The organism is Providencia sp. NPDC089933 (assembly GCF_049545585.1).
GTDB classification, from domain to species: Bacteria; Pseudomonadota; Gammaproteobacteria; order Enterobacterales; family Enterobacteriaceae; genus Providencia; species Providencia huashanensis.
Window position 1 is genome coordinate 44,027 of the sequence record NZ_JBMWDT010000003.1, and the last position, 15,145, is coordinate 59,171.

Here is a 15,145-nt window from a genome sequence, read left to right on the forward strand (position 1 = left end):
AATTCTTCTCGCCTTTATAGCTGCACACCGGAGAAGGACATAAAGCCCAATGCCATCAAGCCGGTTGTCACAAAGGTGATACCTAACCCTTTTAGACCCGCTGGAATATCTGAGTACTTCATTTTCTCACGGATAGCTGCCAACAAGACAATGGCAAGCATCCAACCGATCCCCGAACCAAACCCATACACTATCGATTCGCTAAAGTTATAATCGCGTTGAGCCATGAAAGAAACACCACCGAAAATTGCACAGTTAACAGTAATCAATGGCAAGAAGATACCAAGTGCGTTATACAGTGATGGGAAGTAACGATCCAAAATCATCTCAAGGATCTGAACCAATGCAGCAATAACACCGATAAAGGTGATGAAGTTCAAAAAGGATAAATCAATACCCTCTGCTATTGCCCCATCACGCAACACTAAGTTATACACCAAGTTATTAGCTGGAACAGAGATACCAAGAACGACAGTTACTGCGATCCCCAGTCCAAAGGCTGTTTTAACATTCTTTGAAACAGCGAGAAAAGTACACATACCTAAAAAGAATGCTAACGCCATATTTTCAATAAAAATGGATTTAACAAATAGGCTAATATAGTGTTCCATGTGATTAGTCCTTCTCTACCTGAGCTGGTTTCAGGATACGTAGTCCCCAAATCAGCATACCGATGATAAAGAATGCACTTGGCGCGAGGAGGAACAAGCCATTAGGCATGTACCAGCCACCGTTTTGCAGTGATTCAAAGACAGTGATACCAAACAGTTTGCCGGAGCCAAATAATTCCCTAAAGAAACCGACTAATACAAGGATCACACCATAGCCAAGACCATTACCGATACCATCCATAAAGCTTTCTATTGGTGGCGCTTTCATTGCATAAGCTTCAGCACGCCCCATTACGATACAGTTAGTAATAATCAAACCAACGAATACTGAAAGTTGCTTTGATATTTCATAGGCATACGCACGTAAAATTTGGTCAACCACGATGACGAGAGAAGCGATGATTGCCATCTGTACAATAATACGCACACTGCTTGGAATATAATTTCTAATCAGTGAAATAAAGAAGTTAGAAAATGCCGTAACTAATGTTACCGCAATGGTCATAACCAATGCTGTTTCTAACTTAGTTGTTACTGCTAATGCAGAACAGACCCCCAGTATTTGCAAAGCAATTGGGTTGTTATCTAATAGTGGTCCAAGTAGGACGCGTTTTATTTCTTTTGAATCAGCCATTATTCAGCGCTCCTTCACGTACTTTTTTCAGGAACGGACCAAAGCCGTTATCCCCTAACCAAAAATCAAACATATGTTGAATTCCGTTTGACGTTAGGGTTGCACCTGAAAGGCCATCGATACCGTATGGGCTATCTGTGGCACCACCACGTACGATTTTAATTGCCGGAATACCCTGTTCATTGAACAGTTTTTTACCCGGCCATTGGGCTTTCCATTGTGGGTTATCGACTTCGCCACCTAAACCTGGTGTTTCACCATGCGAGTAGTAAGTGATACCGCGTGAGGTTACCCCATCAACATCGATTGCCACAAACGCATACATTACAGACCACAAACCTGAACCATAAACAGGTAAAATAATTTGTGATACTTTGCCGGCATCATCTTTCACTAAATAGATTTCAGCACTATTGGCGCGACGGCGAATTTTTGCGATATCCTCTGCTGGAGAAAGGGCAATACTGGTTTCATCGCTACGTAGCTCAGCATTTAGATCATAACGGCTAGTGCTATCAGATAGTTCATTCGTTTTGAAATTCAAAAGCTTAGGTTCGATGCGCTCCCCATAAATTTTTTGGATTTCTTCTGCGGTCATTTTAGGCTGCATTAAACCTGCCACGCTTAAAATATTACGCTGAGTATCTAACTGAATTTGTTCTTGCTGCTTCGGCTTCAAACCAACTGCAGCACCTGCGACAACAACAGAACAAACTAGACAAAGGATAAAAATAACTAGAAATGTTCTACCGACGCTATCTTTATTAATTGGTTTATCATTAGCCACGAGCTTTTCTCCGCTTAATATTTGCTTGAACGACCAGATAGTCAAACAAAGGAGCAAACAGGTTGGCGAACAGAATAGCCAGCATCATCCCTTCAGGATAAGCCGGATTTACTACCCTGATAAGTACACACATTACGCCGATCAGAATGCCATATGCCCATTTACCTTTATCAGTGAATGAAGCGGATACTGGGTCTGTCGCCATAAAAATCATACCAAATGCAAAGCCACCCAGAACCATATGCCACCACCAAGGCATGGCAAATAACGGATTGGTGTCTGAACCAATAGCATTAAATAGGTAAGACATGGCAATCATACCAACCATGACACCCGCCACAATACGCCATGATGCAATGCGGAAGAACATGATGAGTGCGCCACCAATAAACAACATCAGCGTCGAAACTTCACCGATCGAGCCTGGCATATTACCTAAGAACGCTTGCATCCAAGTGATAGGCTCACTTGTTACTGTGTTCATTAGCGCGTGTTCGCCACCTGAAGCCCACTGTGATAATGGAGTTGCTCCCGAGAAACCATCCGCTGCAGTCCAAACCAAGTCACCGGAGATTTGAGCAGGGTAAGCAAAGAATAAAAATGCACGACCCGCTAACGCAGGGTTTAAGAAGTTACGCCCTGTACCACCGAAAATTTCCTTAGCAATCACGACACCGAAGGTAATACCAAGAGCCGCTTGCCATAAAGGAATTGTTGGAGGCACAATCAAAGCAAACAAGATAGAGGTTATAAAGAAGCCTTCGTTGATTTCATGACCACGGATCATGGCAAACAACACTTCCCAGAACCCACCGACAAGGAAAACAACGGCATAAATAGGAAGAAAATAAACTGCACCAAGCAGCATTTTACTTCCCCAACCAGCATCCATTGACAGCGAGGCACCTAAAAATTGTGCCAAACTATAATGCCAGTCACTCGCGAGCACTTGCTGTAGCTCTGCTCCACTATACAGTTGATGAAGTGCAGGGATAGCTTGGTTGCCTACGTTGTACATCCCCCAGAACATTGCAGGGAAAACAGCAAGCCAGACTAAAATCATCATGCGCTTCAGGTCAATAGTGTCCCTGACATGAGAACGACCTTTCGTCACCGTTCCCGGTGTATAGAACACTGTAGAAACTGCTTCATACAATGCATAGTATTTAGCGAGTTTTCCACCGGGCTCAAAATGGTGTTCATACTTTTCAAATAAATTTTTCAGACCCATGGAATCACCCTTCTAGCTCAATCTTGGTCAGAACATCACGTAATACAGGACCATACTCGTACTTCGCTGGGCAAACATAGGTACATAAACCTAAATCTTCTTCGTCCAACTCTAAACAGCCCAATTCTTGTGATGTATCGGTATCTCCAGCGAGGAGATCGCGCAACAAATGAGTGATCATGATGTCAAGAGGCATAACACGCTCATAGTTACCAATTGGTACCATTGAACGCTCACCGCCGTTCATTGTTGTCGTAAAATTAAAGCGCTTATTTTTCAGGAAATGCCCGATCGTAGTACGAGTGATCGTAAATTTATTAACACCAGGCATAATCCAGCCAAATAGTTCTTTATCGCGACCTTCGGCTAATACAGAGACTTGATTGTGAAAACGGCCAAGATAATGATGGGTATCATCACAAGTTACGCCCCAAAGGACAGAGCCTGAAATAATACGGTTTTCGCCCGCTTTAAGCTGGCCTTGAGTTAATTCATATAAATCAGCGCCAAGGCAAGTGCGTAATAAACGCGGCTTTTCAACCTGTGGCCCTGCCAATGAAACGATACGGTCAGTATAAAGCTGCCCAGTGACAAACAGCTTACCAATCGCAATAACGTCTTGGTAATTAAGGCTCCATACCTTTTTCTTGATGCTTACTGGCTCCAAGAAATGGATATGAGTCCCCGCTAACCCAGCAGGATGAGGACCCGCAAACTGGGTGTATGAAATCTGGCTATGAGCCTCAACTTTTGGTAAATCCCCCTCTCCATGACATACATGGATTTTACCTTCTGTTAAATGGCTAAGGACTAATAACCCATCGTTAAATGCCTGTTCTTGTTCACGAATAACCAAAACGGCATCAGCAGCAAGAGGGTTTGTGTCCATTGCGGTAACAAAAATAGCGCTAGGTGAAGAACCTGGTTGTGGCGAACGACTAAATGGACGCGTTCTTAAAGAGGTCCACAAACCTGATTTAATCAGATTATCTTCGACTTGTTCTCTGGTTAATGCAGATAACTCAGTACGAGTATAAGCTGCAAAGTTTTCCTGTTCATCACCGTCAATTTCAATGACAACAGATTGAAGCACACGACGCTCACCACGATGAATAGCAACAATTTTACCACAGGCTGGACTTGTAAAAACAACCCCCGGATTCTTTTTATCTTCAAAAAGAACCTGCCCTTTTATGACACGTTCACCTTCTTTAACCAGCATCGAAGGACGCATTCCGACATATTCTTCACCTAGCACAGCTACGTGTTGAATTTTCGGGCCGTCTTCTATCACTTGGGCTGGCTCACCTGCGATGGGAAGGTTAAGGCCTTTTTTAATTTTAATCATAAGATCTGCACAAGTTTATCAGTTAAACCCTAAGCTAACGATTCAGCAATGAATGATAGCGACTCAGTAATAAAAACAGCTCAAGCCACTTTCGCCACTTAAGCAGGTATTTTCACATAATTGTTACTAAATTTTTTCTTCTGCCGGACGTAATTTTATCAGTTCCCACTCACTATGTCCGTCTATAGAAGTGACATAGTTCAAGCAAATTGCATTAATATTTAAATTTTTCTGTTAACAATTCGAAATTGCCGAACTATAACATCACCTTTATCGATTGCTGATTACTATTTAACCGATAAAGATTCATCTAAAAACTATTAACAAGCTATATTAATTTTCTATTTACTCGTCTAAAATGCATAAATTCTGTATTCTTTTTAATCAGTGAAAACTTCTACATTTGGCCTTAGTATGAAATTAAGTAAATTTTTTAGTGCAATTTTTCCATTTGTACTCATATATCCACCTGTAATTCAGGCGAGCAACTCTTCATTTATACTTAAGAATAATGCTTTGGATAATCAAAATTCATCTATTTTTATTCAAATATTTAAGCAAGAGGGTTTACTCGAACTCTATCAAAAAACCCCTTCTGGAAAATATAAGCTGACCAAAACTTACCCAATTTGTAAGTTTTCTGGGGGCCTTGGCCCGAAAAAAATAGAAGGAGACCTCAAAAGCCCTGAGGGATTTTATCAAATTACCGCAGAACAGCTCAACCCAAATAGTCGGTATTACCGATCTATCAATATTGGATTCCCTAATGAATACGATAAAGCACAAGGTTACAGCGGTAGTTACCTAATGATCCATGGCAGTTGCGTTTCTGTAGGATGCTATGCCATGACAGATAAATATATGGGTGAAATTTATCAAACCGTCGAAACTGCCTTATTAAATGGCCAGCCAACCATCAATGTCAGCATCTACCCATTTAAGATGACAAATGAAAATATGACGCGCTACAGAAACTCAAGTCACTATTCATTTTGGAAACAGCTACAGCCTGCTTACGAATACTTTAACCAAACAGGAAGACCCGCAGAAATTTCAGTGACATTAGGTAAATACGCGGTAGTTAGCTTACCAGATACCCCAACGAAATTATTAGGATCTAAATCACAATATGCGCTCACCAAGATGGAATAATACAAAGTTACCTGGCTCGATCCGCTGCCAATTTTCATTTCCCGTTAAAGGTTGAGTTGCAATAACAGAAACAATATCAGTGGGTGTGGTGCATTGCTCGAAATCAATTTCAATATCTTGATCTAATAATTTCGCTTTACCAAAGGGTGCTCTACGCGTCAGCCAATGTAAATTCGTTGAACTAAACGCCATCAAATATTGCCCATCAGAGAGCAACATATTAAACACCCCTTTATGACGTAGCTGATCCGCCAATGTCGCGACAAAACGAAACACGCTTTTCCAATTGGAGGGTTTTCGTGGGTACTTTTCACTTAACTGATGTAAAATCCAGCAAAATATCCATTCGCTATCAGTTTCACCGATAGGCCAATAACGCCCTGTTTTCAATGAACGATAGCCCTTTAATTGGCCATTATGAGCATAAGTCCAATTGCGCCCCCACAATTCACGCGTAAAGGGATGTGTATTGACTAATGATACATCACCTTGATTTGCTTGCCGAATATGCGCAACAATCGTTTCTGATTTAATAGGATATTCCTGCACAAAGCGGGCAACGGGTGATAAAAAACTTGGTTGAGGATCTTTAAATGTGCGACATCCCAAGCCTTCATAGAACGTAATTCCCCAGCCATCTTTGTGTGGACCGGTATGCCCACCTCGAGAAATTAACCCACTAAGACTAAACGTAATATCAGTTGGAACATTGGCACTCATGCCAAGTAACTCACACATTTAAAGGCTCCTAAACCGGTTAAAACTTTACTTCACCATCTCTTTTTCAATCAACTGAATTAAGATATGGATAACTTTAATATGAATTTCTTGAATGCGATCAGCATAACCAAAGTGTGGGACACGGATTTCAATATCTGCGGTACCTGCCATTTTCCCGCCATCTTTACCTGTTAGCGTGATTACTTTCATCCCTTTCTCACGAGCAGCGCTAATCGCTTTGATAATATTCCCTGAATTACCAGATGTTGAGATGCCCAGTAAAACATCACCCTTCATCCCTACTGCTTCAATAAAACGTGAAAAAACATATTCATAACCGAAGTCATTACTGACACAAGACAGATGACTAACATCTGAAATTGCAATCGCTGGATAACCGGGACGATTTTCACGATAGCGCCCTGTTAACTCTTCAGCAAAATGCATCGCATCGCAGTGTGAACCACCATTACCACAAGACAATACTTTGCCACCAGCTTTAAAAGAATCGGCTAACAATACGGCTGCTTTTTGAATAGCTTCAATATTTGCGTCATCGCTAAGGAAATTTGATAGCGTGTCGGCAGCTTCTGTTAGCTCGCCACGGATCAGGTCTTGATACATGAGGTTTCCTCTTAATTAAGAACATGTTACAGAGAGTATGATTAATTTATATTTAAAATAGCCTAAATAAAAATGCCATCTAATGGCAAAGAGCAGATAGGTATCCACAATTAACCTTTAATACTCAGATTGTTGCACAGGGATTGTTTTGTTTCTACTTTTGATTGTGCTGCCTTAGCTTCGTAGAAAAAGACCTCCTTTTTCCTTACTAGTAACCATAATTTTTTAATGGCCTTAATGTAAATTACCTTAACCATTTTCATAATTTGGTGTTTTTGTGAGCCAAGTTGTAATTAGGATGTAAATACATTGCTAATTCTTTATTAATGGGTATAGATTAAGATAACAAACAGGTCAGACCTCTTACAAGTGGACAGGAGCTTAACTATGATCCTTCTCAGCATTGTGTTATTCCTAGCCTTAATTGGCGTACTTTGTTATCACAAAACATCGTTGGTTTTTAGCGCAATATTATTATTGGCTTATACTGCTGTTATGGGTGTGATAAATATTTGGAGCTACTGGATGTTATTGCCAGTCGCCTTAGTATTATTTCCATTTGTTTTCAGCCCAATACGCCAATCATTATTTTCCGCCCGCGCTATGAAAATGTTTCAAAAAGTCATGCCACCAATGTCAAGAACAGAAAAAGAAGCCATTGATGCAGGGACAACTTGGTGGGAAGGCGACCTTTTCCGAGGAGCCCCTAATTGGAATAAGCTTCATGACTACCCAAAACCACAATTGACTGCCGAAGAACAAGCATTTATTGATGGTCCCGTTGAAACAGTTTGTGGCATGGTCAATGATTTTGAAGTGAGTCATGAGCTCGCAGACCTCCCTCCTGAAGTGTGGCAATATTTACGCGATCACCGTTTCTTTGCCATGATCATCAAAAAAGAATACGGAGGTCTTGAATTTTCTGCCTATGCTCAATCACAAGTATTACAAAAACTTGCCGGAGTTTCGGGCATACTGGCAATAACTGTCGGTGTTCCTAACTCTTTAGGTCCTGGTGAACTCCTACAACATTATGGTACCGATGAGCAAAAACAGCGTTATTTACCGGGTTTAGCTACTGGTGAAGAAATTCCATGTTTTGCTTTAACAAGCCCTGAAGCAGGGTCTGATGCAGGTGCGATCCCAGATACTGGCATAGTTTGCATGGGTGAATGGCAAGGTGAACAAGTCCTTGGTATGCGTTTAACATGGAATAAACGCTACATTACCTTAGCACCAATCGCGACCGTGTTAGGGCTAGCCTTTAAATTATCTGACCCAGATAAACTATTAGGCGGAGAAAAAAACCTTGGTATCACTTGTGCTTTAATTCCAACCAATACACCGGGGGTCGAAATTGGCCATCGCCATTTCCCTCTTAATGTGCCATTTATGAATGGCCCGACTCGCGGTCAAGATATCTTTGTTCCTATTGATTACATCATTGGTGGGCCAAAGATGGCGGGGCAAGGTTGGAGAATGCTTGTCGAGTGTCTCTCTGTCGGACGCGGTATTACATTACCATCTAACTCAACAGGAAGTCTGAAGAGCATCGCTATTGCAACAGGGGCTTATTCCTATATTCGTCGCCAGTTCAAATTATCAATTGGTAAAATGGAAGGGATTGAAGAACCATTAGCACGCATTGCTGGTAACACTTATTTGATGGATGCAGCAGCAACTTTGATTACGTCGGGGATTATGTTAGGCGAAAAACCCGCGGTTCTCTCTGCTATCGTAAAATACCATTGTACTCATAGAGGTCAACGCGCCATTATTGATGCAATGGATATCACTGGTGGTAAAGGAATTTGCCTTGGCGATTCAAACTTTGTCGCCAGAGCCTACCAAGGTGCGCCAATCGCTATTACGGTTGAAGGGGCCAATATTCTCACTCGTAGTATGATCATCTTCGGCCAAGGTGCTATTCGTTGTCATCCATTTGTATTAGACGAAATGGCTGCTGCAAAAGATAATAATTTGCATAAATTTGATAAAGCTGTATTCGGGCATATCGGTCATGTGATTAGTAACCAGTTCCGGAGTTTCTGGTTAGGCTTGACTAACGGTCGTGGCAGTAGCGCGCCAACAAAAGACGAAACACGCCGTTATTATCAAATGTTAAATCGTCAAAGTGCTAACTTAGCTTTATTGTCTGACGTGGCAATGGGGGTGTTAGGCGGAAGCTTAAAACGCCGTGAGCGTATTTCGGCACGCTTAGGGGATATTTTAAGTAACCTGTACCTTGCCTCTGCAACCCTAAAACGCTATGAGGATGAAGGTCGCCAAAAAGCAGATTTACCGCTAGTAAAATGGGCTGTTGAAGATTGTCTCTATCAGTCAGAAAAAGCCATGGATGATTTATTGAAAAACTTCCCTAATAAAATGGTAGCGGCGATAATGCGAGTGACACTCTTCCCTGTTGGCCGTTCTATGTCGATGCCATCTGACCGACTTGACCACAAACTGGCGCAGCTACTGATGGAACCTTCTGAAACACGGGATAGATTAGGTCGTGGTCAGTACTTAACGCCAACAGAAAACAACCCGCATGGCTTAGTAAACCAAGCACTACTCGATATTATTGCTGCTGAGCCAATCTTTGACCGTATCTGCCGTTTAAAAGAGCGTAAACTCAGCTTTACTCGCTTAGATGAACTAGCAGACCAATTACTCCCTGAAAATGTAATTACGCAAGAAGAAGCTGATATTTTACGTAAAGCGGAAGCTAGCCGGTTACGGACTATTAATGTGGATGAGTTTGAGTTTGATGACTTAGGGGTACTTCCGTCAAAAAAGTCTCCTGACGAACCTTCAAGTGAAGATACAAGTAAGAAAAAGAAAGCAGCTTAATTTATAAATTAAATTATAAAAGGTTATCTTCTTAGAAGTGAGTTTAAGGGTAACAACAAAAAGCCAGCTAGTTATTATAGCTGGCTTTTTGTATGTAAATTATATTTAAAACTTATAATTCCAATTCTAATGCTAATAATTCTTCAATCGTTTGGCGGCGACGGATCAGCGTTGGCTTGCCATCTACAAACATGACTTCCGGTAATAATGGACGACTATTATAATTCGAAGACATAGATGCACCATAAGCGCCAGTATCGTGGAAAACTAAATAATCCCCTACTTTGACCTCAGGTAATGCGCGTGTAACAACTAAACCACCCTCTAATTGAGTAAATACATCCCCTGACTCACATAGAGGGCCTGCAATAATAGTATCGATGAGTTGAGAGCTATCAGCACAACTGCCATCCGCAGTTAGAACAGATACATGATGATAGCTGCCGTACATCGCAGGGCGCATTAAATCATTAAAACCGCTATCCACTAACACATAATGGCGGCTCCCCATATCTTTAACCGCACGGACTTCCGCCAGCAAAACACCGGATTCAGCCATTAAATAACGCCCCGGTTCTATCTCAAGTTCGACTGAGTGCCCTAAATGCTGCTCTATACGCTGACGGGCGTTATTCCATAAACTATAATAATGTTGTACATCTATTAATTCATCGCTTTCACGGTAAGGGGTTGATAACCCTCCCCCTGCCGAAATCGCATGCAGGTCAACCCCAGCGGTGGTGACCAATGCCACCATTGAATCACACACATCAGCAAGATGTTGGTAATCAACGCCAGAACCAATATGCATATGAATGCCCACTAACGATAAATTATAGTGACGAATTTTTTCTAACGCGGCTGGTAAATCTTCATGCCAAATACCGTGCTTGCTATTCTCACCCCCCGTATTAGTCTTTTGGCTATGGCCATGACCAAACCCCGGGTTAATCCGCAACCAAACTGGGTGACCAGATTTTTTCTGACCAATTTGGTCTAACATGTCAATCGACCCTGCATTTACCGGAATATCCAGAGCCGTCACTTTTTCTAATGTTGCTCTGTCCAATACATCTGCGGTAAAAACAATTTCTGAGTTTTCACGCCCTGCTTGGAAGCCAGCGACCAGCGCACGCTCTATTTCACCTAAAGAAACAGAATCTACTTTGACCCCTTGCTCTTTCATTAAACGGAGGATATGAATGTTAGAGCTTGCTTTTTGTGCAAACCTAACAGTATCAAAGACTTGTAATTGCTTAATACGCTCAATGATTACAGCGCTATCATAAACCCAAACAGGGGTCCCATACTGGGCTGGTAATCCACGCAAATGTTCAGGTGTTAAATACTGGCTTGTCGTAGTTGCGAATGAAGTCATTGTCTTTCTCGTTTGCAAATTTTTATGGTCTTAATAATTTATTGTATTGAAATCTATTATTCAGAGAAAAAACGGGAAAAAAAATATCCATTTTGCTAAAGTCTATTCATATTTGATATAGCATTTATTTAGAGGCTAAACATGCAAGCTATCTCTTGGCGTCATATTGAAATATTCCGTGCCGTCATGACTACCCCAAACTTAACGGAAGCTGCTACATTACTGAGCACATCACAGCCCACCATCAGTCGTGAACTTGCTCGCCTTGAATATCTATTACAATTTAAATTATTTGATAGGGTAAAAGGCCGCTTACAACCAACTGCGCAAGGCTTACGTTTTTTAGAAGAAGTCGAGCGTTCTTATTATGGATTAGAGCGGATCAAAAATTCGGCTAAAACTATTCGGCGTTTTGAACACGCACAAATATCCATTACTTGTTTACCGGCTTTTGCCCAGTCTTTATTACCTCAGGTTTGTCAGTCATTTATGGAAAGTTACCCTGATGTAAATATCACGGTGATCCCACAAGAATCCCCAGTTCTGGAAGAATGGCTTTCTGCTCAGCGTTATGACTTTGGCTTAACAGAACACCTTCAACTACCACCCGGCACTGAACAGCAAACGTTAGGCTGTTTAAATGAGGTGTGTGTGTTACCTGCAGGGCACCCCCTTGAACTAAAACAGGTTTTAACGCCTACTGACTTTCAACATCAACGATTTATCAGTTTGTCATTAACAGACAGTTACCGCCAGTTAATTGATTCAACCTTTACAGAACACCATATTGAACGAAAAATGGTGATGGAGACACACTCTGCATCATCCATATGCGCTATGGCATTAAAGGGGATCGGGATATCCATTGTAAACCCATTAACAGCGTTAGACTTTCATCAGCAATCTGCAGGGAAATTGGTGATCCGTCCCCTCAGTTTTTCCATTCCATTTACAGTGAGTTTAATTCGCCCCATTCACCGCCCATCTTCTCAACTGACAGATATTTTCACCCAATCACTAAAAAATACCTTCAGCCAAATAGAAGAGAGCTTAGCGTCGGCCTTGTTGCATCAACGCTAACCAATATGGTGACGTTTTGAACCAGTCTGTAAGGAAATCAATCACAGCACGTAATGGTGTAGGCATTTTTTGTCGACTGGTGTATACCCCGTAAATACCTAATGGCATTGGTTGGTAATCAGATAATAATTGAATTAACTCACCACTTGCTAAATACTCTGCGACGGAATAATAAGGTTGCATGGTAACCCCTGCACCATTTAAAGCGCCTTGGGCAAGAAATACGGACTCATTGGCGCTCAACCGCCCGCCAACTAATACCGTATGCTGTTCCCCTTGTTTTTCAAAACGCCAAATGCTGCGCCCAAAAAAGCTATATGTAAGACATTCAAGTAACACTAAGTCTTCAGGTTTAGTGGGCATTTTTTTCCCCGTTAAAAACTTTGGGGAAGCACAAATTACAGAGTGGCAGGTCGATAAAGGCTTAGCAATTAAGTTAGGTTCTAGCTGGTTAGTAATACGGATCGCTAAATCGATACGTTCTTCGATAAGATTAATCGATTTATTAGATATTTGCATATCTATCGTCATATTTGGGTATTGCTGCAAAAATTCTGCCATAGCAACGGATAATGCACTTTGGGCTATCGATTGTGAACAGCTAATACGTACCAAGCCAGATAGCTCTTTTGCATCATGATGTTGTTGTACAGGTACTAATTGTGAAATCGCATTGAGCTGTAATGATTGCTGATACACCCCCTCACCAGCGGAGGTTAAACTTAAACGCCTTGTTGTTCGATTAAGTAACCGTACTCCAGCCCATTGTTCCATTTCAGATAAATAACGTGTCACCATCGCACGCGACATATCTAACTTTTCAGCAGCACCAACTAAACTGCCTTGTTCCACTATCGTGATAAACACTTGTGCTGCCTTTAACCTATCCATTTACACCCCATTCGTCCGGTTTATGCAACAAACTTCACCTAATTATGGTGTTTTTCCGTTAATCATTGCAACTTAATATACATACCAAGCAAAAACGCCTAGTTCATTCTCAGACAATTCAATTTTAGGACTCAAAATGAAATTAACTTTTTTAGCAGCAACAGTATTCATCGCAACATCATTTCAAGTAGCACAAGCCGAGAAATTAACACTCGATATCTATAACCCAGGTAACAACAGTGTATTCCCTGTGTCATCTGAAATTATTAGTGGCCCTAATGAAGTCGTATTAATCGATGCTCAGTTTCAAAATAATGATGCTCAACAACTGGTCGATAAAATTAAAAAACTCAATAAAAAATTAACCACTATTTATATTAGCCACTCAGACCCTGATTATTATTTCGGCTTAGAGACAATTACAAAAGCCTTTCCTGAAGCTAAAGTAATTGCAACATCTGAAACCGTTGCCGCTATTAAAGCGACTAAAGATGGCAAGCTCGCTTATTGGGGAAATGAGTTAAAGGGTGAAGCTCCGACCCATGTGATAGTCCCCGAAATCATCAAAGGGAATAGCTTTACTGTTGATGGCGAGAAACTAGAGATAAAAGGCCTTGACGGTGCTTCGCCAGATAGAACTTATGTGTGGGTTCCATCGCTAAAAGCCGTTGTCGGTGGTGTGATTGTTTCAGACAATATACACGTTTGGGTGGCTGATACACAGACTAAGGCATCACGCCAAAATTGGCAGCAAACGTTAGAAAGTATCAAAGCACTGAACCCGACGATTGTCGTCCCTGGTCATTTCACGGGAGCATCTAAATTGGATATTGGTACGGTGACATTTACTCAGCAATACTTACAAGATTTTGAAACCGCCGCGCAATCGAGTAAAAACTCGAATGAATTAGTACAGCAGGTTGCAGCTAAATACCCACAACTGGATGATAAATCAAGTTTAGAGCTAAGCGCTAAGGTTATTAAAGGCGAAATGCAGTGGCCTCAATAAATTAGTATCACTCCCTTATAACAACCATTTTGTATATTTAACATACTGAATAATATGCCTAGAAATACAACCGCGAGTATAAGGGAGATTGTTGTATATAACTGTTGATAATAATGATACAACTTAACTCAAATTAACCCCAAATTATTACAGAGGATCAATAATGAAAAATATAACCCTACACTATATTTATGACCCTTACTGCGGCTGGTGTTATGCAGCAGCCCCTTTAGTGGAAATTGCAACCAAACACCCCAGTACCAATGTTGAGATGCATGGTGGTGGCATGTTAGCCGGTGATGCGCGTTTGCATCTTGATGATAATTTTCGCCAATATATTATGCAATCAGATAAACGTATTGCAGCGATGACAGGGCAAGTTTTTGGTGATGACTATATAAAAATGCTCCATGAACCTAATTTAGTCATGGACTCCCTACCACCACAAACCGCTATTTTAGCTGCAACCAAGCAAGGTAAAGGCTTTGAGATGCTTAAAACCATTCAAAAAGCCCATTATATTTCTGGGCGTCATATTAATGATACGGCAGTGCTTGCTGAATTAGCCCAAAAGCTTAGCTTGAATGCTGAGCAGTACACCAGTGATTACACGCAATGTGAACAAAATGAAACTGCAAAACACATACAGAATAGTAAAGCATTGCTCGCCCAGTCTGGTGCGTCAGGTTTCCCTACGCTGTTAATTCAGCAACAAGGGAAATGGTTACGGGTTCCTTTACAAAATTACCTTGGGTCACCAGACAAATGGCAGCAATTTTTAGACTCGTTGGTCGCTGCTGCGTCTTAACCCTTACATTTAGTTGTCG

The 15,145-nt window shown here is 41.3% G+C and carries 14 protein-coding genes; 5 read left to right on the top strand and 9 right to left on the bottom strand.

Annotated elements, in window-relative coordinates:
* Nucleotides 1–14: 14 nt before the first annotated feature.
* From nqrE to ACPEH5_RS05735, 5 genes are read right to left on the bottom strand one after another with little or no spacing between them, the layout of a single operon-like run.
* Nucleotides 15–611: an NADH:ubiquinone reductase (Na(+)-transporting) subunit E gene (gene nqrE / locus ACPEH5_RS05715; protein ID WP_042848704.1), complete on the bottom strand. Its 597-nt coding sequence runs from the start codon at nucleotides 609–611 to the stop codon at nucleotides 15–17.
* A gap of 4 nt (nucleotides 612–615) precedes the next feature.
* Nucleotides 616–1,245: an NADH:ubiquinone reductase (Na(+)-transporting) subunit D gene (locus ACPEH5_RS05720; RefSeq protein ID WP_042848705.1), complete on the bottom strand. Its 630-nt coding sequence runs from the start codon at nucleotides 1,243–1,245 to the stop codon at nucleotides 616–618.
* Nucleotides 1,238–2,032, bottom strand: a complete 795-nt coding sequence (locus tag ACPEH5_RS05725; protein WP_071547816.1) for a Na(+)-translocating NADH-quinone reductase subunit C — start codon at nucleotides 2,030–2,032, stop codon at nucleotides 1,238–1,240. The genes ACPEH5_RS05720 and ACPEH5_RS05725 overlap by 8 nt, the downstream gene beginning before the upstream one ends.
* Nucleotides 2,025–3,263, bottom strand: coding sequence for an NADH:ubiquinone reductase (Na(+)-transporting) subunit B (locus ACPEH5_RS05730; protein WP_042848707.1), 1,239 nt, complete (start codon nucleotides 3,261–3,263; stop codon nucleotides 2,025–2,027). The genes ACPEH5_RS05725 and ACPEH5_RS05730 overlap by 8 nt, the downstream gene beginning before the upstream one ends.
* 4 nt (nucleotides 3,264–3,267) lie before the next feature.
* Entirely contained in the window at nucleotides 3,268–4,611 is a 1,344-nt protein-coding gene (locus tag ACPEH5_RS05735; protein WP_042848708.1) for a Na(+)-translocating NADH-quinone reductase subunit A, read from the bottom strand.
* A gap of 414 nt (nucleotides 4,612–5,025) precedes the next feature.
* On the opposite strand from ACPEH5_RS05735, the gene ACPEH5_RS05740 reads away from it, so the two are divergent.
* The gene (locus ACPEH5_RS05740) at nucleotides 5,026–5,763 is read left to right on the top strand and encodes a L,D-transpeptidase family protein (RefSeq protein ID WP_042848709.1); all 738 of its coding nucleotides are present in this window, start codon (nucleotides 5,026–5,028) and stop codon (nucleotides 5,761–5,763) included.
* Here the strand turns inward: ACPEH5_RS05740 and ACPEH5_RS05745 are convergent.
* The gene (locus tag ACPEH5_RS05745; protein WP_042848710.1) at nucleotides 5,734–6,501 is read right to left on the bottom strand and encodes a class II glutamine amidotransferase; all 768 of its coding nucleotides are present in this window, start codon (nucleotides 6,499–6,501) and stop codon (nucleotides 5,734–5,736) included. The two genes, ACPEH5_RS05740 and ACPEH5_RS05745, sit on opposite strands and share 30 nt — an antisense overlap.
* A gap of 27 nt (nucleotides 6,502–6,528) precedes the next feature.
* On the bottom strand, nucleotides 6,529–7,107 hold the full coding sequence (gene lpcA, locus ACPEH5_RS05750) for a D-sedoheptulose 7-phosphate isomerase (protein ID WP_042848711.1): 579 nt from the start codon (nucleotides 7,105–7,107) through the stop codon (nucleotides 6,529–6,531).
* Nucleotides 7,108–7,494: 387 nt separating this feature from the next.
* Here lpcA and fadE point away from each other — a divergent pair, with 387 nt between their 5' ends.
* Complete coding sequence (gene fadE / locus ACPEH5_RS05755; RefSeq protein WP_042848712.1) at nucleotides 7,495–9,960, top strand: acyl-CoA dehydrogenase FadE; 2,466 nt, start codon at nucleotides 7,495–7,497, stop codon at nucleotides 9,958–9,960.
* A gap of 112 nt (nucleotides 9,961–10,072) precedes the next feature.
* Here the strand turns inward: fadE and lysA are convergent, their stop codons facing one another.
* Nucleotides 10,073–11,338 (bottom strand): diaminopimelate decarboxylase, encoded by a 1,266-nt coding sequence (gene lysA, locus ACPEH5_RS05760; protein ID WP_042848713.1) that lies wholly within the window; start codon nucleotides 11,336–11,338, stop codon nucleotides 10,073–10,075.
* Nucleotides 11,339–11,479: 141 nt separating this feature from the next.
* On the opposite strand from lysA, the gene ACPEH5_RS05765 reads away from it, so the two are divergent.
* On the top strand, nucleotides 11,480–12,418 hold the full coding sequence (locus tag ACPEH5_RS05765; RefSeq protein WP_166687059.1) for a LysR family transcriptional regulator: 939 nt from the start codon (nucleotides 11,480–11,482) through the stop codon (nucleotides 12,416–12,418).
* On the opposite strand, the gene ACPEH5_RS05770 is transcribed toward ACPEH5_RS05765, so the two are convergent.
* A complete protein-coding gene (locus ACPEH5_RS05770) occupies nucleotides 12,389–13,309 on the bottom strand; it encodes a LysR family transcriptional regulator (protein WP_166685465.1) in 921 nt (306 codons plus the stop codon). The genes ACPEH5_RS05765 and ACPEH5_RS05770 overlap by 30 nt on opposite strands.
* Before the next feature lie 136 nt (nucleotides 13,310–13,445).
* Here ACPEH5_RS05770 and ACPEH5_RS05775 point away from each other — a divergent pair, with 136 nt between their 5' ends.
* Nucleotides 13,446–14,318, top strand: a complete 873-nt coding sequence (locus ACPEH5_RS05775; protein ID WP_042848716.1) for an MBL fold metallo-hydrolase — start codon at nucleotides 13,446–13,448, stop codon at nucleotides 14,316–14,318.
* Between the two features lie 163 nt (nucleotides 14,319–14,481).
* A complete protein-coding gene (locus tag ACPEH5_RS05780) occupies nucleotides 14,482–15,126 on the top strand; it encodes a DsbA family protein (RefSeq protein WP_166687058.1) in 645 nt (214 codons plus the stop codon).
* The last annotated feature ends 19 nt before the right edge of the window (nucleotides 15,127–15,145 follow it).

Coding starts and splice junctions, on each gene's coding strand:
- lpcA (WP_042848711.1), bottom strand. CDS start 7,107: ATGTATCAAGACCTGATCCGTGGCGAGCTAACAGAAGCTGCCGACACG.
- ACPEH5_RS05765 (WP_166687059.1), top strand. CDS start 11,480: ATGCAAGCTATCTCTTGGCGTCATATTGAAATATTCCGTGCCGTCATG.
- ACPEH5_RS05770 (WP_166685465.1), bottom strand. CDS start 13,309: ATGGATAGGTTAAAGGCAGCACAAGTGTTTATCACGATAGTGGAACAA.
- lysA (WP_042848713.1), bottom strand. CDS start 11,338: ATGACTTCATTCGCAACTACGACAAGCCAGTATTTAACACCTGAACAT.
- ACPEH5_RS05735 (WP_042848708.1), bottom strand. CDS start 4,611: ATGATTAAAATTAAAAAAGGCCTTAACCTTCCCATCGCAGGTGAGCCA.
- ACPEH5_RS05730 (WP_042848707.1), bottom strand. CDS start 3,263: ATGGGTCTGAAAAATTTATTTGAAAAGTATGAACACCATTTTGAGCCC.
- nqrE (WP_042848704.1), bottom strand. CDS start 611: ATGGAACACTATATTAGCCTATTTGTTAAATCCATTTTTATTGAAAAT.
- ACPEH5_RS05740 (WP_042848709.1), top strand. CDS start 5,026: ATGAAATTAAGTAAATTTTTTAGTGCAATTTTTCCATTTGTACTCATA.
- ACPEH5_RS05775 (WP_042848716.1), top strand. CDS start 13,446: ATGAAATTAACTTTTTTAGCAGCAACAGTATTCATCGCAACATCATTT.
- ACPEH5_RS05720 (WP_042848705.1), bottom strand. CDS start 1,245: ATGGCTGATTCAAAAGAAATAAAACGCGTCCTACTTGGACCACTATTA.
- fadE (WP_042848712.1), top strand. CDS start 7,495: ATGATCCTTCTCAGCATTGTGTTATTCCTAGCCTTAATTGGCGTACTT.
- ACPEH5_RS05745 (WP_042848710.1), bottom strand. CDS start 6,501: ATGTGTGAGTTACTTGGCATGAGTGCCAATGTTCCAACTGATATTACG.
- ACPEH5_RS05780 (WP_166687058.1), top strand. CDS start 14,482: ATGAAAAATATAACCCTACACTATATTTATGACCCTTACTGCGGCTGG.